This is a genomic window from Psychrobacillus sp. NPDC096426 (assembly GCF_044762745.1).
Taxonomy (GTDB): Bacteria; Bacillota; Bacilli; order Bacillales_A; family Planococcaceae; genus Psychrobacillus.
Genome location: NZ_JBIWEX010000003.1, coordinates 194,152 through 213,239 on the forward strand (window position 1 = coordinate 194,152; position 19,088 = coordinate 213,239).

Below are 19,088 nucleotides of genomic sequence, written 5' to 3' on the forward strand. Positions count from 1 at the left end.
GATTGGAGCGGAAGGGCGGCGACTCCAGCCGGATCAGCGAGACAGATGAAACATCACAACGTACGCGTAGCGTCGGTGATGGTTCATCGCTCACCCGGCGGAAAGCGTCCGCCCTGCAGCGGAAATCCCTGCGGGCACTAAACAGCGCTTTTTTTACGACGCACTATTTCTAAACTATCCCCTTATCATAAATTTTACTATGTTCGAATGAACGAGAAAACCCTCTTTACCATATGGCAAAAAGGGTATATTTTCACATTAATATTCATCAACAAAATCAAAAGTCAACTTACCAAGATGTAGATTACGGACATCTCGAACAATTAGCTCCGCGACTTGATCGTAATCAATTTCTCCTCCACCTGCATAACATCTTCGTAACTTTCCAATATGGTCGAACGTTTCCACTAAATCCTCACTAACCTCTGTTAGCTGATAACGTTCTTCCATACGCTTTGGATAATGCTCTTGTAGAAAACGAAGCCCATAAACAGCTAGGTCTTCCATATTGATCACTGCATCTTTTATCGCACCAGTAAGCGCCAACTTATATCCAACTTGCTGATCTTCAAACCTTGGCCATAGAATACCCGGTGTATCGAGTAGTTCTATTTCCTTTTCTACTTTGATCCACTGTTGTCTTTTGGTCACACCTGGTGTATTACCGGTTCTCGCAATATTTTTCTTCGCAAATCGGTTTATGAGTGTAGATTTTCCTACGTTCGGAATTCCAACAATCATTGCTCGAATGGCACGAGGTTTAATGCCTCGATCTTTCATACGATCCCATTTCGGCTTTAAAAGCTCTTTAGCGGCTTTGAAAACAGTTTGTAATCCTTTTCCTTCTAAAGAGTTTATCGCAACAGCAGGATGCCCTTTTGACTCAAAATAAGCTATCCATTTTTTCGTCTGCGCTTCATCCGCCATATCCATTTTGTTTAAGATAAGTAATCTTGTTTTTTGATGAACAACTTCGTCAATCATCGGATTTCTAGAAGATAACGGCAAACGCGCATCTATCAACTCAAATATAATATCAACTAGTTTTAAGTTTTCCGTTACTTCTCTTCTCGCTTTGGCCATATGACCAGGAAACCATTGAATCGTCATTTCGTTCCACCCTCTTTACTTTACAAAACCAATATCATCCATTGGCCAGAACACGAAGTTCGTATTTCCGATTACCTCGTCGATCGCAACAAGTCCAATATGTCTACTATCTTTACTATATCTGCGATTATCTCCCATGACGAATATGTATCCTTCCGGGATTTCATTAACTAGTGCAGCAGTCTCTTCTAATGTGAAGTCTTCCGTCAGTGTTCCTTCACTAATTTCACTTTTATACTGTTCTAAATACGGTTCTGGTAGTGCTTTTCCATTAATCAATAATTGGTCATTTTTAAACTCTACATGATCGCCAGGTAGACCAATTACTCGTTTAATATAATTCTTTTGTTCTGGTGCATGAAATACTACTATATCGTAACGATCTGGTTTGCCAACCATGTATCCGATTTTGTTAACAACCATACGATCCCCATTATGTAAAGTAGGCATCATGGATTCTCCGTCTACTACAATTGGTGTAAATAAAAAGAAACGAATTATTGCTGCTAGTCCAAAAGCGATTAAAAGGGCTTTCGACCACTCCCATAATTCATTCTTTTCCTTTTTTACTTGTTCCATCAATTTGCCTCCTTTATTCACTCTCTATATTGTACAAGGAAAATTAGTTTCAAGCAAAAGGAATGACAACTTTTCTTTTAAAAAGAAAAAATGTTGTAGCAAAAGTGGCATCACCTTCACTACAACATTTACTTTATTGTCTAGACTTCAGCGCCTAGCCCCTCGGGGTCAAATGAGAAATAGCTGTGGTGGCTGAAGAACTGCCTCCTCGCTATTCCCCATTTGCCTGTCGGGGCTGTGACAGGCGCTTCCGCTTTTCTAAGACTATTAGCGACGTTCTTTAATACGAGCTGCTTTACCACGTAGTTCACGTAAGTAGTACAATTTAGCACGACGAACTTTACCACGACGAACAACTTCTAAGTTTGCAATTTTTGGTGTGTGTACAGGGAATGTACGTTCAACACCAACGCCAGAAGAAATTTTACGAACTGTGAAAGTTTCGCTAATTCCGCCACCACGACGTTTAATTACAACACCTTCGTACATTTGGATACGTTCGCGAGTTCCCTCTACTACCTTAACGTGTACACGAACAGTGTCACCAGGACGGAAAGTAGGAAGATCTGAGCGTAATTGTTCTTTTGTGATTTCTGAAATAATGTTTTGCATCATTTTCTCTCCTTCTCTAGAATGCTCTTACACACATTAACTGTTGCAGCGGAACACCCAAAATCAATACTTTACATAAAAGTACATAATAGAATATATCATAACTATTTGTTACATGCAATTATAATTTGCTTTTTAATTCATTAATAAATTGTATTTCCGCTTCTTCTAATTCAACACGGTCTAATAAATCGGGTCTTCTTTCTACCGTTCGTTTTAGCGACTGCTCTCTTCTCCATTTATCAATGGCCGCATGATTACCGGACAATAAAACATCTGGCACTTTATAGCCACGAAATTCTACTGGACGAGTATAATGCGGATGCTCTAACAATCCAGTCGAAAAAGAATCTTGTTCATGTGATTCAGCTTTTCCTAGTACATTTGGCAAAAGTCTCACAACGCTGTCAACAACAGTCATCGCTGCTAACTCTCCACCTGTTAGAACGAAATCGCCAATGGAAATCTCATCTGTCACCAAATGTTCTCGAATGCGTTCGTCATAGCCTTCATAATGACCGCAAATGAGTAGGAGTTCTTCTTCGTTCGCAAGTTCTTCTGCTTTTTGTTGCGTAAATCGCTCTCCTTGAGGGCAAAGAAGAATAATACGTCGTTTGTGTTCCCTTTGTGTAATAAGCGCTTCTACTGCATTAAAAATAGGTTCTGGCTTCAACACCATACCAGCACCGCCGCCATATGGATAATCATCTACTTGATGATGTTTATTGCCAGAAAAGTCTCGGAAGTTTACTACGTTAATCGCAACTTCCTCTTTTTCCTGCGCTTTTTTCAAAATAGAGGAATTAAAAACTCCCGTAAACATCTCTGGAAAAAGCGAAAGAATATGAATGTTCATCATGATAACAAACCATCCAGCACGTCAATCGTGATTTTTTTATTTGCAATATCGACCGTTTTAACAACGTCCTCGATATACGGGATATAATGTGTTTTTCCTTTTACAGGTTGCACTGCCCAAACGTCATTTGCTCCTGTTTGAATGATTTCCGTAACAGTCCCTATATCTTCGCCTTCTAAAGATACAACAGAACATCCAATAATTTCGTGGTAATAAAATTCATTCTCTTCTAAATCAGAAAGATATTTTTCTGATACTTTTAATACAGCATCACGGAAAGCTTCTACGTCTTTTAATAATGTATATCCCTCAAATGTTAATAAATCAAAGTTTTTATGCTTTCGATGACTAGCCACTTTGACAATAATCGGTTTAGATCCATCTGCTTTATAAAGTCCAAGCTCGCTACCTACTTCATAGCGTTCATCTGCAAAGTCAGTAGTTGAAATAACGCGAACTTCTCCCCAAATACCATGCGTGTTTACAATTTTCCCGACATTAAACCATTCCATTAAAAAAATTCCTCCTATCTAGAAAAGCGCAAGCGCCTATGTTAGAGGATTACAGTCTAAATTCGCGACATCGTGTTGCAACGACTGTATGACCTGCATCCTGCAGGCCTCCGACAGGCAAGGCGCTGGACCTATCAAAAAAGGAAGAACAAAGTGTTCTCCCTTAATCTTGAATGTCGACATATGTTTTTTTCTTTTGGTGACTGCCTGCTGCTGAGTAAACAATAGTACGAATCGCTTTTGCTACTCGCCCTTGTTTGCCAATTACTTTTCCCATATCTTCAGGATGAACAGAAAGTTTATAAACTATACGGTTTACATTTTCCTCTTTTTCAACTTGAACTTTATCAGGATAATCAACTAATGGTTTTACGATTGCTTCGATCAGCTGCTTCACATTGTCCCCTCCGATTATTTGCCGAGTTTTACGTTATGGAATTTTTCCATAATTCCTTGTTCTGAGAACAAGTTACGTACTGTATCAGATGGTTTCGCACCGTCTTGAAGCCATTTTAACGCTAATTCTTCGTTAATTTTAACTTCAGCTGGTTTTGTAAGTGGGTTGTAAGTACCTACTGTTTCGATTTGACGACCATCACGTGGTGAGCGAGAGTCTGCTACTACAATACGATAGAAAGGAGATTTTTTTGCTCCCATACGTTTTAAACGAATTTTAACTGCCATTTTTATTGCACCTCCGAATAGTTTCACACAAGATAGTATATTATCAAGCTTTTATTTGTTTGTAAAGTGTTTTTTCTTAACACCTTATTTTTTTCTAAATTTTTCACTTAAAAAGTGAGTCTAAACCAGGCATTCTCATCTTTTTCTTTCCTTTTTGTTGCATGTTCGTCATTTGTTTCATCATTTTTTTCATGTCTTCAAATTGTTTCAATAATCTGTTCACGTCTTGAATGGACGTACCAGACCCTTTCGCAATTCGTTTCTTTCTTGGGCCATTGATCACTTCAGGCGTTGTTTTTTCTTGCTTAGTCATCGAATAAATGATTGCTTCTACGCGATCCATTTGCTTTTCGTCGACTTTCGCATTTTCAAGCCCTTTAATCTTGCCTGCTCCTGGAAGCATTTTTAATATTTCATCTAATGGTCCCATTTGTTTCACTTGACTAATTTGCTCTAAAAAGTCATCAAATGTAAAAGATTGTGTGCGGAATTTTTCTTCTAATTCCTTCGCTTTTTCTTCGTCTACATTTGCTTGGGCTTTTTCGATAAGAGACATCATATCTCCCATACCTAAAATACGGGAAGCCATTCGTTCTGGATGGAAGGCTTCTAAAGCATCCATCTTTTCACCCATCCCGACAAATTTAATCGGCTTTTGCGTTACGGAACGAATAGATAAAGCCGCACCACCACGAGTATCGCCGTCCAGTTTTGTTAAGACAACGCCGGTGATACCAATAGTTTCATTAAAATTATTCGCTACATTGACTGCATCTTGCCCTGTCATCGCATCGACAACTAAGAAGATTTCATCTGGTTCTTTGATCGCACGAATATCTTTTAACTCTTGCATAAGTGTTTCGTCAATATGAAGTCGACCTGCTGTATCGACAATAACGACATCATGATGCTCTTCTTTTGCATGTTCCAGCGCCTGTTTCACAATTTCAACAGGTGAAATGTCTGTCCCTAATGCAAAGACCGGTAAAGATAACTGTTTCCCGAGCGTTTCTAGCTGTTTTACAGCTGCTGGGCGATAAATATCGGCAGCAACGAGTAAAGGCTTCTTGTTGTACTTTTTACGCAGTACATTCGCTAGTTTCCCAGTAGTTGTTGTTTTACCTGCACCTTGAAGTCCAACCATCATAATGACAGTCGGAGGTCTCGTTGCAAAAGAAATTTGACTTTGCTCGCCGCCCATTAACTCCGTTAGTTCATCTTTAACGATCTTAATGACATGTTGACCAGGAGTTAAGCTTTTCATCACTTCTTGACCAACTGCTCGTTCGGATACGTTTTTGACAAATTCTTTTACTACTTTTAAGTTAACGTCTGCTTCGATTAACGCACGCCTTACGTCTTTCATCATTTCTTTAACGTCTGCTTCAGAAATTTTTCCTTTGCCTTTGATTTTCTGAAGCGTCCCTTGGAGTCGCTCAGCTAATCCTTCAAATGCCATGTATGCCGCCTCCTAATCCCATTCTTTTAATTGATTAATGAGTTGAATCAGTGTTTCTTCAGATGATTGTTCCTTTACTACTAGCAGTAGCTGGTCAATCGTTTCCTGCCGTTTTTCAAATTTCGTAAACAGATTAAGCTTTTCTTCATACTCTTCTAACATTGCTTCTGTTCGCCGAATATTATCATAAACTGCTTGTCTCGAAATATCATATTCTTCTGCTATTTCTCCAAGTGATAAATCATCTAAATAATAAAGCTGCATATAGCTTCTTTGTTTATCGGTTAATAAAGCCTGGTAAAAATCGAAGAGAAAATTCATACGAGTTGTTTTTTCAATCATTCCCATCTCTCCTTACCATTTTGAATGGTCTTACTCTAGTTTAGTAATAGAAAATGTAACTGTCAAGTAATTTTACTTGTCTTCTTCATTTTCATGCTCTAGGCCTTCTGCGAAAAGTCCATATACATATTTCTCTGCATCAAATGGTTGTAAATCATCCATTTGTTCTCCAAGACCAACGAATTTTACTGGTATATGCAATTTCGTGCGAATAGCTAACACGATACCACCTTTTGCAGTACCATCTAACTTTGTTAATACGATACCCGTAACATTTGTTGCTTCTTTAAACGTTTGCGCTTGCACAAGTGCATTTTGACCTGTCGTAGCGTCAAGCGCAAGTAAAACTTCATGTGGAGCGTTCGGTATTTCCCGAGAAATAACGCGATGAATTTTTTCTAATTCATTCATTAAGTTTACTTTGTTTTGAAGACGACCAGCAGTATCACATATTAATACATCTGCATTTCTCGTTTTGGCTGCTCTAATAGCATCGTACATAACCGCAGCAGGGTCAGAGCCTTCCGCTTGTTTAATCACTTCTACACCTACTCTGTCGCCCCAAACTTGAAGTTGGTCAATAGCACCTGCACGGAATGTGTCTCCTGCAGCGAGCATTACTTTCTTCCCTTCACCTTTTAGACGATGCGCTAGTTTTCCTATCGTAGTAGTTTTCCCAACACCATTTACACCGACGAATAAAATAACAGATAATCCCTCTTCTTCCAGTTTTAAATCTGTTATATTTTCATCGCCCGCTTCATAAATTTCTACTAATTTTTCCGAAATAACCGACTGGATTCCCGCAGTGTCCTTTATGTTTTTTCGCTGTACTTCAAAGCGTAATGCTTCCATTAGCTCATCTACCGTTTCAAAACCAACGTCTGCTTGCAGTAAAATTTCTTCCAATTCTTCGAAAAAATCTTCATCTACTTTACGATACTTCGCAACAAGGTCATTTACTTTAGAAGTAAACTGGTTTCTCGTTTTTGCTAATCCTTCTTTAAACTTATTTGTAATCGTAACCGTCTCTTGGACTTCTTCTGTTGTCCCAAGCATTTTCTCTTTTAACTTTTTAAAAAAACTCATCCGTATAAACTCCTTTACGTTACTAATTGTTCTTCTAGTTTAACAGAAACTAATTTGGAAATTCCGGACTCTTGCATCGTAATACCATACAAAACATCCGCACCTTCCATTGTTCCTTTTCGGTGCGTAATAACGATAAATTGTGTGTTGTGACTGAACTTTTTCAAATAATCACTATAACGAGTAACATTTGCTTCATCTAGCGCTGCTTCCACCTCATCCAAAATACAAAATGGAACTGGTCTTGTATGAAGAATTGCAAATAGTAAAGCAATCGCTGTTAGTGCACGCTCCCCGCCCGACAACAAGGAAAGGTTTTGCAATTTTTTCCCTGGAGGCTGCGCGATAATATCAATCCCTGTATCCAATAAAGAAGTCGGATCCGTCAAGATTAAGTCTGCCTGACCACCACCGAACAGTTCACGGAATACTACTTTAAAATGTTTTTGTATTTCCTGGAAAGTCGTTTCAAAACGAATTGTCATCTCTTCGTCCATCTCTTTGATCACTTCATGCAACGTCTCTTGGGCAGATAATAAATCTTCTCTTTGCTCGGTCAAAAATGCATGGCGTTCACTCACTTGCTCGAATTCTTGAATAGACCCTAAATTAATCGGTCCAAGTTCCTCAATAGAAAGTTTCAAAAGCTTCACTTTTTTACGAGCCAATTCTTCTTCTAGCGTAAATGGAAAATCGCGCTCTGCCTCTTCTAAAGTCATTTCATACGTTTCTTCTAAATGATGTTGTAAAGTATTCATCTCTACTTCTATCTTACTTAGCTTGATTTCCAAATCTCGTTCTACATTTGTATGTAGGTTCGCTTCATTTTGCACTGCCTTTAAAGCATGTTCGAGCTTACTTATTTGATGCACAAGGTCAAGCCTATTTGTTTTATCAGCTTGAATTTGTCCAACTAAATGATCTTTTTTCTCTTTCAGTTGACCAATCAATAAAACAAGCTCCTCGGCGGAAGTACCACCTTGTTCATCATTTTCGTACCAGGCAATTTCTTTTTGCAATGTCGCCACTTTTTGAGTACTCGTTAAAATTGAGCTTTCTAGCTGAGCTCTTTCTTTTTCTTGCTGAGAAACTTGTTCGTTTACTACAGCGATATGAGATAGTAGCTCTCCAAGTTCATTTTGAAACTTATCTTTTTCTTCCATGGATTGTTGTTTCAGCAATTGTAGTTGATCAATTGTTTGTGAAATAGTAGCTAATGATTCCTTAATCTCAGCATTTCTAATCGCAGTTTGATCTTTTTTACGAACGAGGTTCTCTTGTAAATGATTCTTTTCGTTTTTTTCCTCATCGTATTCAAGTAATTGATGCGTAAGTCTGGAAATGATCGCGGCACATTCTCTCGTTTCAGAAAGCAGTCTATGCTCTTCCCCCCGTAATGTTTCGCCCATAAGCCGCGTTTCCTCTAATTCAATTTTTAACTGCTGAACTTCTTGTTTCCTAGAAGAAACGGCTTTTTCCGCTTGGTAAACAGACTTTTCTAGTTCAATTAGCTTGTCATTTAATTGATCCAGCTCGGCTTTACGTGTAAACAGGGAGGATTGCTGTTTCACCGAACCACCAGTAAGTGAACCACCTGCGTTGACTACATCTCCATCTAACGTGACAAATCGGAATTTATATTGCAAACGAGACGCCATTTCATTTGCGCCTTTTAAATCTTTTGCAATAATAATATTCCCGAGCAAGTTTTCCACAATAATTTGATAGCCGTCACTATAATTAACAAGCTTATCTGCTGTATTGACAAATGATGGATGCCCGCTGATCGAAGCTAATGTATGCTCGTTTAGTTTACGAGACTTCATCACTTGGAGCGGTAAAAATGTTGCTCTACCGACCCTTTTCTTTTTCAACCATTCAATCGCCATTCGCGCATCTTGGCTCGTATCTGTAATAATATGCTGAGATTGCTGACCAATAGCCGTATCAATTGCATTCATATACTCATGTGGTATTTGGATGAGCTCTGCTACTGCCCCATGAATTCCTTGTAATTCTTTTTTATCTCTCGCTTTTAATACTTCTTTTACACCTTGAAAAAATCCTGAAAACTCGGATTCCAACTCCTCGAGCGAATCTTTTCTTGCTTGCATTTGATGCTTCATTTGATACGCTTTTTGGAGCATTGTTTGCTGCTCTTCAAATGTCGTTTCCAGTTGTTCCGAAGCTTCTCGTTTCTGCGCGAAGTCGTGTAGTTTTTGTTCTAATTCTTTTTGACAAGTTGCTAGTAATTTGTCTAATTCCTGTTTACGGGAAGTAAGTTTTTCTAACTCTTCTTTTATGTCCCGATAGTCTTCAATCATTTTTTCGGAAGAAACATGTTCAAAATGCAATTGCTGCTCCATATGCTTCATTTCATTTTTCATCGTTGCTTCTTCGTTTAATAAATCGATATATGTGCTTTTTAACTCTTCTATTTCGTCTTCTACTTCTGAGGCAGATTTACTTAATACGAGATCGATTTGATGCTTTTTAGCACGAAGTTCTTTTAACAGAGATTGTTTTTGCGATTTGGAAACATTATTTTCTTTTAATTGTTGCTCTAAAGAAACAAGTTTTTCTTGTTCCTCTTCTAGCGTTTTTCTTAGTTGCGAAATTTGCTGACTTGCATTATGTTGCTTTTCTGCAAGTAAAAGCTTCCGACCTTCTAACCGCTCTAATTCAGAACTTGTCTCTACTAATTCACTTTGTTCTGCATCCAACTTCTCATCTATTTGAGACATTGTTTTTCGATCTTTTTGAATAGAAACTTCCATCGTATGAATTTGTTCTAAAAGTGCTTTTTTCGTTTCTTCCATTGCTTGTAATTTACTATGTAATGCAGCGTTCTCTTGTACATATAATCGTAAATCATGCGCAATTACAGCAATCTCAATACCTTTTAGTTCCTCTGACATTCTCAAATAGTCGGATGCAAGGGAAGACTGGATTTGTAAAGGCTCCATGCGACTATCTAATTCATGTAATATATCTAATACACGATTTAAATTATCGTCTGTTTCGATTAATTTAAATTCCGCTTTCTTTTTTCGCTGTTTGTATTTTAATACACCAGCAGTTTCCTCAAAAATAGTTCTTCTATCTTCCGGACGACTATTTAATATTTCATCGACTCGACCTTGTGAAATAATCGAAAAAGCTTCTTTCCCAAGACCAGAATCCATAAACAAATCCGTAATATCTTTTAATCTACAAGTTTGTTTGTTCAATAAATATTCGCTATCGCCGGATCTAAAAACCCTTCTTGTTACGCTAATTTCTGCAAAATCGAGCGGCACCAAGTTATCCGAGTTATCTAATATTAATGTAACTTCCGCAAAGTTTAACGCTTTTCTAGAATCACTTCCCGCAAAAATAACATCTTCCATTTTTGCACCACGTAGTGATTTAGCGGATTGTTCTCCTAGTACCCATCGTATCGCATCGGTTACATTACTTTTCCCACTTCCATTAGGACCTACAACCGCTGTAACACCCGGTACAAAATCTATGCCAATCCGGTCTGCAAATGACTTAAAACCAATAATTTCTAATCGTTTAAGGAACAATGATTATTCCCCCTGTTCTTGATCCTTTATTGCAAGTATCGCTAGTCTTGCTGCTTGTTGCTCTGCTTCTTTTTTAGAACGACCTTTTCCAATTCCTAATTCTTTTGCGTTTAGTAAAACACGCGAAACAAACGTGCGATTATGCGCAGGTCCTTTTTCCTCTACAATTTCATAGCTAAGTGTTCCATTATTATGTTGTTGAATAACTTCTTGTAATTGACTTTTATAATCCATCACATGCGAAAAAGCACCGAGTTCTATTTTCGGAAAAACAATTTTTTCTAGAAAGGAGACGACTTCGTCTAACCCCTGGTCCAAATATAATGCGCCCACAAACGCCTCAAAAACGTCTGCAAGTAACGCTGGTCTTTCTCGTCCGCCTGTTAATTCTTCTCCTTTTCCTAACAATACATACTTACCAAAGTTTAACTCATTGGCAAATAATACGAGCGAAGGCTCACAGACGATTGCTGCACGGAGCTTTGTTAACTCCCCTTCACTCATCGTCGTATATTGTTGAAACAAATATTGGGAAACGGATAGTTCTAATACAGCGTCACCAAGAAATTCTAAGCGTTCATTATCGGCAAAAAATTTCCGTCGATGCTCATTCACATAGGATGAATGGGTAAAGGCTTGATACAATAGTGTTGGATTTTTAAATTGAATTTGAAAATGCTGTTGAAAATCTTCAAATTTTTCTTTCACATTTTCAGAGAATACTGTTTTTCTTGTATGATTATTTTTGCGATTTACTTTCATGAATAATCTGCCTTCCTCACTTTTCTGCTTTATCATGCATGCTTTTAAGTTTACCTGTTTATAAAGCATTGTGCAAAAAGAAATAGAGACGTCCTGCCCTTATTCACTTGGAATAAGTAGGACGTCTCCTCCGCTATTTGTCATTAGCTTTGTTTACTTTCAATATAGCTAACTGCACTACCTACAGTTGAAATGTTTTCAGCATCTTCATCTGAAATTTCCATATCGAACTCATCTTCCAGTTCCATTACTAATTCAACTACATCTAGGGAGTCAGCACCTAGATCATCACGGAAAGATGCTTCTAGTTTCACTTCGCTTTCGTCTACACCTAGACGATCCACGATTACTTTTGTTACGCGTTCTAATACTGTTGACACATTAGTCACCTCCCCTCAATGATTATACAAAATTCTCTCGCCTAATGAAAGAGGAGATTACATGAACATTCCACCGTTTACATGGAGAGTTTGACCCGTTATATAGTTTGCATCATCTGAAGCTAAAAACGCAACTGCTTTTGCAATATCTTCTGTGTTACCAAACTTAGCAAGTGGGATTTGGCTCAACATCTGTGCTTTCACTTCTTCTGGCAGCGCATCCGTCATATCTGTAGTGATAAACCCTGGTGCAACTGAGTTCACTGTAATATTACGACTTGCAAGCTCTAATGCCGATGTTTTCGTTAATCCAATAACACCTGCTTTTGCCGCTACATAATTCGCTTGTCCCGGATTTCCAGATACACCAACGATTGACGTAATATTAATAATACGACCAGCACGTTGTTTCATCATTTGTCTTGTGACAGCTTTCGTACATAGGAACACGCCTTTTAAATTCGTATTTAGTACATCGTCCCATTCTTGTTCTTTCATACGCATTAATAGATTATCGCGTGTAATACCTGCATTATTCACTAAAATATCAATCGATCCGAATTGTTCTAGTGTAGCATTCACCAATTCTTTGATATCTTCTGATTGATCCACATTTGCTTGTATCGCAAATGCTTCGCCACCACGTGCTTTAATCTCCTCTACTACAGCTTCTGCTTTTTCTTTGCTTCCACTATAGTTTACCGCTACTTTTGCACCTTCTTTCGCAAGGTAAAGTGCTATATCTTTCCCAATCCCGCGGGATGCTCCTGTAACAATTGCTGATTTTCCGTCTAATTTACCCATTTTTATTCTCTCCTAACAAGTCCATTACTTGTTGCAATGATTCCTCATCAAATACGCAATAAGTAGTAACAGAACGATCGATTTTTTTCACTAATCCACTTAACACTTTACCTGGACCACATTCGATAAATGTAGTGACTCCTAGTTCGATCATTTTTTGTACAGATTCTTCCCATCGAACAGGTGAATAAAGCTGCTCCACTAATAGGTTTTTAATAGTCGTGCTTTCTGTTACCGGAAGTGCGGTCACATTCGAAATAACTGGTATACTCGCTTTTTTTAAGTCAATTGAAGAGATGGCAGCATCTAATTTATCTGCTGCTGGTCGCATTAATTCGGAATGGAATGGTCCGCTTACTACTAGAGGGATTGCTCTTTTCGCACCTGCTTCTTTCGCCTTTGCCGAAGCCTCTTCCACACCAGCAGCAGTTCCAGAAATAACAATTTGACCTGGGCAATTCAAGTTCGCTACTTGTACTGTTTCACCATTTGCAGATACTTCCTTCGTTACTTCGTTTAACGAATCTTTATCTAACCCTAAAATAGCAGCCATTGCCCCTTCTCCAGCGGGTACTGCTTCATTCATAAAAAGGCCTCTTTTATGCACTAATAAAACAGCATCTTCAAAGCTCAGTACACCTGAAGCAACAAGTGCGGAATACTCCCCTAAACTATGACCTGCCGTATACTCTGGTGAAATGCCCGCATCCAAAAGTTTTTTCGCCACCATTGTACTAGTCGTCAGTAGCGCAGGTTGTGCATGGTATGTTTTTGTCAGTTCCTCCGCAGGACCTTCTAACATAATGTTCGATAAAGAAAATCCTAATACTTCATCAGCTTGCTCATAATACTTTTTACTTTCTTCATTACTTTCGATAAGCTGTTGGCCCATGCCAACTGATTGGGAGCCTTGTCCCGGAAAGATAAATGCAATTTTAGTCATTGGATAATTCCTTTCTTAACGTACTTTGAATAATTCCACACACATCGTACTCCACCATTGTTCTTGCTTGGCGGATCGCATGAAAAATGGCATTCGCATTGGAAGAACCATGCGCTTTAATAACAGGTGCTTTCAAACCAAATAACCCCGCACCACCATACTCCGAGTAGTCTAACTTGTTTTTCAACCCACGAAGCTGATCTTTTACTAATAACGCAGAAATTTTTGTTTTGGTAGAAGTGTTAAAAGCTTCTTTCAGCAACGTAAAAATACCCGATGCCGTGCCTTCGATTGTTTTCAATACCATATTACCGGTAAACCCATCTGTAACGACAACATCCGCAACACCGGTTAATAAATCTCGAGACTCCACATTTCCAATAAAGTTAATCGGTGCATTTTTCAATAGATTGAATGCCGCTTTTGTTAGATCATTTCCTTTAATATCTTCCGTTCCGATATTTAAAAGCCCAACACGCGGATTCGCAATGCCGCGTACTTTTTCTGCATATACACTACCCATAACCGCAAACTGCTCTAAGTGCTCTGGTTTTGCATCTGAATTTGCTCCTAGATCCAGCATCACGAACCCTTTACCGTCTAGCGTCGGCAAAGTAGGTGCAAGAGCAGGACGGTCTACTTGATCAATGCGTCCAACAACAAACAAACCAGCAGCCATTAAAGCCCCAGTATTCCCAGCCGAAACACATGCATCTGATTCACCGTTTTTCACAGATTCAGCCATTTTTACTAAAGAAGAATTTTTCTTTCTTCGAATAGCACGTACTGGTTCATCCGTACCTTCAATCACTTCCGTTGTATGTATCACTTGTAATCGATCATGTGCTGTAAGGAGTGGAGCTAGCTTTTGTTCATCCCCGTACAACTGGATTTCAATATCATTAAAAGCTTGTAGCGCTTCATATACACCTTTTACAATTTCATGTGGGGCATTATCTCCACCCATTGCATCAATGGAAATTTTCATTTGTCATCACCTTTATTTAAGACTTTGTCACGCGGTACATACTAAATTGCCCGATAAAAACAGTATCATTATCTACTTTACTAGTCACTTCAATTAGCGTACTATTTTTTTCTGTATCATTAGATAAAACGACTGCTTTTGCAATTACTCTATCTCCCGCTTTGACAGGTTTCACAAACGTAATCGTAGATTTTCGAGTAAGTGCTAATTCATCATTTATCACTGCTACCGCTAAGGAGTTTGCTTGGGCAAACAAATGATGTCCCCTTGCAATGCCATTCCTTGCAAATACATGATCTTGTGTAATATCCAATATAGAGATGGCTTGTTTATCCAAATCGATATCGATAATTTCACCAATTATCTCATTTAGCGAAAGTGACTTCACTTCTTCTCCAAAGTTATGTGCCGCTACTGATTTTATTCGTTCGCGCAATTCCGGTATAGATAACTCCATTCGATCAAGACGAATCGTTTGAACGCTTACATTGAAAGTCGAAGCCAATTTTTCATCCGTGATAAATGGATTTTTCTCTAATGTCTCAAGAAGTAGTTGTTGTCTGTCTTTTTTTGTGTATTTCATCCAATCACCACCATTTTAGCACTTGGTACTAATATCAGTATATAAATATTAAAAAAAGAATGCAAGAATAGATTCACATCCTTCTTGCATTCTTCTTAATCTATGCGTTCTCCGTCCAGTGCTTTTGAATTGATAAGAGTCGTTCGTAGACCTTCCATCTCATCAGACTTCCAAAATTCCTCCGAGTTTAAAAGCCTTTCAGCATCTACCTTTGCTGTATTAAGTGCACGATAATCATGTACAAGGTCTGCCATTTTAAATTCGGGCAAGCCACTTTGTTTCCGACCGAAAAAGTCACCTGGACCTCTTAGCTCTAAATCTTTTTCTGCAAGCACAAATCCATCATTTGTTTCAGTCATCGACGTCATGCGCTCTTTACCTTCTTCTGATTTTGGATCAGCAAGTAAAATGCAGTAGGACTGGTGCTCTCCTCGTCCTACTCGGCCTCTTAACTGATGGAGTTGAGCAAGTCCAAAACGCTCCGCATCGAATATAATCATAAATGTGGCATTTGGTACATTCACTCCAACTTCCACCACTGTTGTAGAAACTAGCACTTTTACTTCCCCGTCCGAAAAACTTCTCATTACTTCTTCTTTCTCATTCGGGTGCAGGCGACCATGCATTAAGCCTACCGAATATTCTTTACCAAGTTCCGCAGCCATCATATTATACACATCTACTGCATTTTGAACATCTAACTTTTCCGATTCCTCAATGAGCGGACAAATAATATAAGCTTGTCTACCATTTGCCAATTCTGCTTTTAATCGAATAATGAGTTTGTGAAGCTGTTCCTGCTTCATCCAATATGTATCAATTTTCTTACGACCAGCTGGCATTTCATCAATAATCGAGACGTCCATCTCTCCAAAAGCGGTAATCGCCAAAGTTCGCGGTATCGGAGTTGCAGTCATAAACAATACATCCGGGTTTTCGCCTTTTTCTTTTAATACTCTTCGCTGCTCGACACCAAATCGATGTTGCTCATCCGTAATTACTAAGCCAAGTTGTTTAAATGTCACATCTGGCTGTATTAATGCATGCGTTCCGATTAATAAATCAATGTTCCCAGCTTGTAGGTTTTCTAATACTGTGCGACGTGCTTTTGCTTTTGTCGACCCTGTCAGTAAAGCAATTTTTATACCAATCGGCGCTAACCATTCGTCTAAAGAGCTGGCATGTTGTTCCGCTAAAATTTCCGTCGGTGCCATAAGTGCTCCTTGATACCCTGCTGTTATTGCCGCATACAAGCAAATGGCTGCTACAATTGTTTTACCAGAACCAACATCTCCTTGTAGTAAACGATTCATCCGATGCGGTTCTTTCAAATCACGACAGATCTCATTTACGACTCTTTTTTGTGCGTTCGTTAGTTCATACGGCAATGTTTCTATTAACTTTTTTAGTTTTTCATTATCAAACGCTATACTATTCCCAACATTTTGCTCTTTACGGACTTTTTTGATTGCTTGCATTTTCAACTGAAAAATAAGCAATTCTTCGTATACAAAGCGCCGCCGAGCGTTTTTGGAATGGTCTACATTTTGTGGAAAATGAATTCCTTCTAGCGCTTCTGCTATATTAGGTAGCCGATAAGACACTCTTATTGATTCCGGTAAGGGGTCTATTAAATTGCCATTCACTTCATCTAACGCTTGGCGCATAAATTTGCGAAACACCTTTTGGCTAATAGAACCTTTTAATGAATAGACTGGTTCAAAGTCTTGCTGATCCGTTTTAGGACCGGCTGAAAAAGTAGACACATTAATGACTTGCCTACCTCTATCCCATTTCCCAGTTACAGTAACGATTGATCCAGGGACTATTTTATTTTTTAAATATGCTTGGTTGAAAAATACAGCTTTAATCAGATGCTGACCTGCTAGTAAACGGACTTGCATTCGCGATTTTTTTTGTCCTAAAAAAAGTAAGGAAGGCTCACTTTCGACCCTTCCTTCTACAGTGACACGCTCATTATGTGGGGTTTCTGCTATATTTTTTAATCGAAAATCCTCGTGCCGATAAGGGAATGTCATGACTAAATCTTCTAATGTCACTATCCCAAGGTCTTGCAATGCGTTAGCGGTTCCACTTCCTACTCCTTTTAAGCTCGTCACTAACTCATCTTTTTTAGTTTCCACTACTAACAACTGCTCCACCGAATATTTTTGCTTCTAACCATTTTCCAGTAGGAGTTGCAGCAAGCCCACCTTGAGCTGTTTCTTTTAAAGCAGTTGGCATTGTTTGCCCAATTTTATACATTGCATCGATTACTTCATCACAAGGAATACGACTAGTGACACCAGCAAGTGCCATATCTGCAGCTACTAAAGAGTTTGAAGCACCCATTGCGTTTCGTTTTACACAAGGAACTTCCACTAACCCCGCTACAGGATCACATACTAAACCAAGCATATTTTTCAGCGTTATTGCAAATGCCGTAGAACTTTGTTCCGGAGTTCCACCGGCCATTTCTACAATTGCCGCTGCTGCCATTCCAGCTGCTGAGCCAACCTCTGCTTGACAACCACCAGCGGCACCAGAAATCGAAGCATTATTCGCAACTACAAAACCAAATGCACCTGCATTAAATAAATAGCGAATCATTTGTTCTCTCGTTGGATTTAATTTGTTTTTCACCGCAAACAGAGTACCTGGTACTACTCCCGCAGAACCTGCTGTTGGAGTAGCGCAAATAGTCCCCATTGCCGCATTAACTTCATTTGTAGCTACCGCTTTACTAACAGCATCTAGCATTAATTCACCAGATAACGTGTTCCCTTTTCTCATATACTCTTGAAGAAGTACCGCGTCTCCTCCAGTCAATCCGGAAGTAGAACGCACGCCATTTAGCCCCTTTTCAACTGCTTCTTCCATGACAGTCAAATTACGATCCATTTGGGCCATAATTTCTTCCCGCGAGCGACCGGTGATTAACATTTCTTGTTCAATCATGATTTCTGAAATTAACTTTTGCTCGCTATTCGCTCTATCTACTAACTCACGAACATTATGAAATAACACATCCATATTATATCCTCCTTAATCTGCTATTCTCGTTACTTGCGTAATATTCGGTAGTGTTCCAATTTCTGCAAGTATCTGCTCATCTACTGTTTGATCCACTTCTATAACCATTAACGCCATGTTTCCTTTTTCTTTTCGAGAAACTTCCATATGACCAATATTAATATCGTATTTTGCTAAGCAATTAGCCACATTGGCAATACATCCAGATCGGTCATCGTGCACAACTAAAATGGCTGCTAAATTTCCAGAAAGTCGAAGTGGAAATCCATTTAGTTCAGTTATTTCCGTTTTCCCGCCGCCGATAGAGATACCAACCATCGACATTTCTTGCTTATCATCTCCAATGACGATACGTGCGGTATTTGGATGTTCTGTATTTGCAGTTTCAGGTATAAATTCAAAGGTAAGCCCTGCTTTTTCCGCATCTTCAAAAGCCGTTTTAATGCGCTCATCAAATGTATCATAATCGAGCAATCCGCCAATTATTGCCACATCTGTACCATGTCCTTTATACGTTTCTGCAAATGATCCATATAAATGTATTTTTGCCCATGTAGGTTGTTTTCCAAATAAATCTCTTGCTACTCGACCAATTCGTGCTGCTCCTGCCGTATGGGAAGAAGACGGTCCTATCATAACGGGTCCAATTATGTCAAAAACGGATTTGAATTTCAATGCATAGACCTCCAGTTAACTATATATTTACTTTCTATTTTACACTTAATAGATAGATTAAACAAAAATATTATTGCTAGAAAATATTGTTAGAAATAAAAAACC

At 38.7% G+C, this 19,088-nt stretch carries 20 protein-coding genes; all 20 read right to left on the reverse strand.

The genetic code is table 11. The features are described from left to right. Nucleotides 1–258: 258 nt before the first annotated feature. On the reverse strand, nt 259–1,110 hold the full coding sequence (gene ylqF / locus ACIQYS_RS04345) for a ribosome biogenesis GTPase YlqF (protein ID WP_402975475.1): 852 nt from the start codon (nt 1,108–1,110) through the stop codon (nt 259–261). A 15-nt stretch (nt 1,111–1,125) separates the two neighbouring features. Further along, a complete protein-coding gene (gene lepB, locus ACIQYS_RS04350) occupies nt 1,126–1,689 on the reverse strand; it encodes a signal peptidase I (protein WP_402975478.1) in 564 nt (187 codons plus the stop codon). A gap of 267 nt (nt 1,690–1,956) precedes the next feature. Beyond that, nucleotides 1,957–2,301, reverse strand: coding sequence for a 50S ribosomal protein L19 (gene rplS, locus ACIQYS_RS04355; RefSeq protein ID WP_402975481.1), 345 nt, complete (start codon nt 2,299–2,301; stop codon nt 1,957–1,959). 121 nt (nt 2,302–2,422) lie between these two features. Next, on the reverse strand, nt 2,423–3,157 hold the full coding sequence (trmD, locus tag ACIQYS_RS04360) for a tRNA (guanosine(37)-N1)-methyltransferase TrmD (RefSeq protein ID WP_402975590.1): 735 nt from the start codon (nt 3,155–3,157) through the stop codon (nt 2,423–2,425). Further along, nucleotides 3,157–3,672: a ribosome maturation factor RimM gene (rimM, locus tag ACIQYS_RS04365; protein WP_402975484.1), complete on the reverse strand. Its 516-nt coding sequence runs from the start codon at nt 3,670–3,672 to the stop codon at nt 3,157–3,159. Before rimM ends, trmD begins: the two co-directional genes overlap by 1 nt. A gap of 163 nt (nt 3,673–3,835) precedes the next feature. Next, complete coding sequence (locus ACIQYS_RS04370; RefSeq protein WP_402975487.1) at nt 3,836–4,069, reverse strand: KH domain-containing protein; 234 nt, start codon at nt 4,067–4,069, stop codon at nt 3,836–3,838. Nucleotides 4,070–4,083: 14 nt separating this feature from the next. Further along, on the reverse strand, nt 4,084–4,356 hold the full coding sequence (gene rpsP, locus ACIQYS_RS04375; RefSeq protein WP_342600665.1) for a 30S ribosomal protein S16: 273 nt from the start codon (nt 4,354–4,356) through the stop codon (nt 4,084–4,086). A gap of 103 nt (nt 4,357–4,459) precedes the next feature. Continuing rightward, nucleotides 4,460–5,815, reverse strand: a complete 1,356-nt coding sequence (ffh, locus tag ACIQYS_RS04380) for a signal recognition particle protein (RefSeq protein WP_402975492.1) — start codon at nt 5,813–5,815, stop codon at nt 4,460–4,462. 12 nt (nt 5,816–5,827) lie between these two features. Continuing rightward, on the reverse strand, nt 5,828–6,157 hold the full coding sequence (locus ACIQYS_RS04385) for a putative DNA-binding protein (RefSeq protein ID WP_402975495.1): 330 nt from the start codon (nt 6,155–6,157) through the stop codon (nt 5,828–5,830). A gap of 72 nt (nt 6,158–6,229) precedes the next feature. Next, nucleotides 6,230–7,246 carry a signal recognition particle-docking protein FtsY gene (gene ftsY / locus ACIQYS_RS04390; protein WP_402975498.1) on the reverse strand — a complete coding sequence of 339 codons (1,017 nt, stop codon included), beginning with the start codon at nt 7,244–7,246 and terminating at the stop codon, nt 6,230–6,232. A gap of 14 nt (nt 7,247–7,260) precedes the next feature. Beyond that, nucleotides 7,261–10,815: a chromosome segregation protein SMC gene (gene smc, locus ACIQYS_RS04395; RefSeq protein ID WP_402975501.1), complete on the reverse strand. Its 3,555-nt coding sequence runs from the start codon at nt 10,813–10,815 to the stop codon at nt 7,261–7,263. Between the two features lie 3 nt (nt 10,816–10,818). After that, on the reverse strand, nt 10,819–11,577 hold the full coding sequence (gene rnc / locus ACIQYS_RS04400) for a ribonuclease III (protein WP_402975504.1): 759 nt from the start codon (nt 11,575–11,577) through the stop codon (nt 10,819–10,821). 143 nt (nt 11,578–11,720) lie between these two features. Further along, nucleotides 11,721–11,957, reverse strand: a complete 237-nt coding sequence (acpP, locus tag ACIQYS_RS04405; protein ID WP_142537734.1) for an acyl carrier protein — start codon at nt 11,955–11,957, stop codon at nt 11,721–11,723. A 57-nt stretch (nt 11,958–12,014) separates the two neighbouring features. After that, nucleotides 12,015–12,761, reverse strand: a complete 747-nt coding sequence (gene fabG / locus ACIQYS_RS04410) for a 3-oxoacyl-[acyl-carrier-protein] reductase (protein ID WP_402975507.1) — start codon at nt 12,759–12,761, stop codon at nt 12,015–12,017. Continuing rightward, complete coding sequence (fabD, locus tag ACIQYS_RS04415) at nt 12,754–13,704, reverse strand: ACP S-malonyltransferase (RefSeq protein WP_402975510.1); 951 nt, start codon at nt 13,702–13,704, stop codon at nt 12,754–12,756. The genes fabG and fabD overlap by 8 nt, the downstream gene beginning before the upstream one ends. Next, on the reverse strand, nt 13,697–14,692 hold the full coding sequence (plsX, locus tag ACIQYS_RS04420) for a phosphate acyltransferase PlsX (RefSeq protein ID WP_402975513.1): 996 nt from the start codon (nt 14,690–14,692) through the stop codon (nt 13,697–13,699). The genes fabD and plsX overlap by 8 nt, the downstream gene beginning before the upstream one ends. Before the next feature lie 16 nt (nt 14,693–14,708). After that, nucleotides 14,709–15,275: a transcription factor FapR gene (fapR, locus tag ACIQYS_RS04425; protein ID WP_402975516.1), complete on the reverse strand. Its 567-nt coding sequence runs from the start codon at nt 15,273–15,275 to the stop codon at nt 14,709–14,711. 95 nt (nt 15,276–15,370) lie between these two features. Further along, nucleotides 15,371–17,419 (reverse strand): ATP-dependent DNA helicase RecG, encoded by a 2,049-nt coding sequence (recG, locus tag ACIQYS_RS04430; RefSeq protein WP_402975519.1) that lies wholly within the window; start codon nt 17,417–17,419, stop codon nt 15,371–15,373. Beyond that, entirely contained in the window at nt 17,409–18,308 is a 900-nt protein-coding gene (gene sdaAA / locus ACIQYS_RS04435) for an L-serine ammonia-lyase, iron-sulfur-dependent, subunit alpha (RefSeq protein WP_402975522.1), read from the reverse strand. Before sdaAA ends, recG begins: the two co-directional genes overlap by 11 nt. A 12-nt stretch (nt 18,309–18,320) precedes the next feature. After that, nucleotides 18,321–18,983, reverse strand: a complete 663-nt coding sequence (gene sdaAB, locus ACIQYS_RS04440; protein WP_402975525.1) for an L-serine ammonia-lyase, iron-sulfur-dependent subunit beta — start codon at nt 18,981–18,983, stop codon at nt 18,321–18,323. Nucleotides 18,984–19,088: the final 105 nt, after the last annotated feature.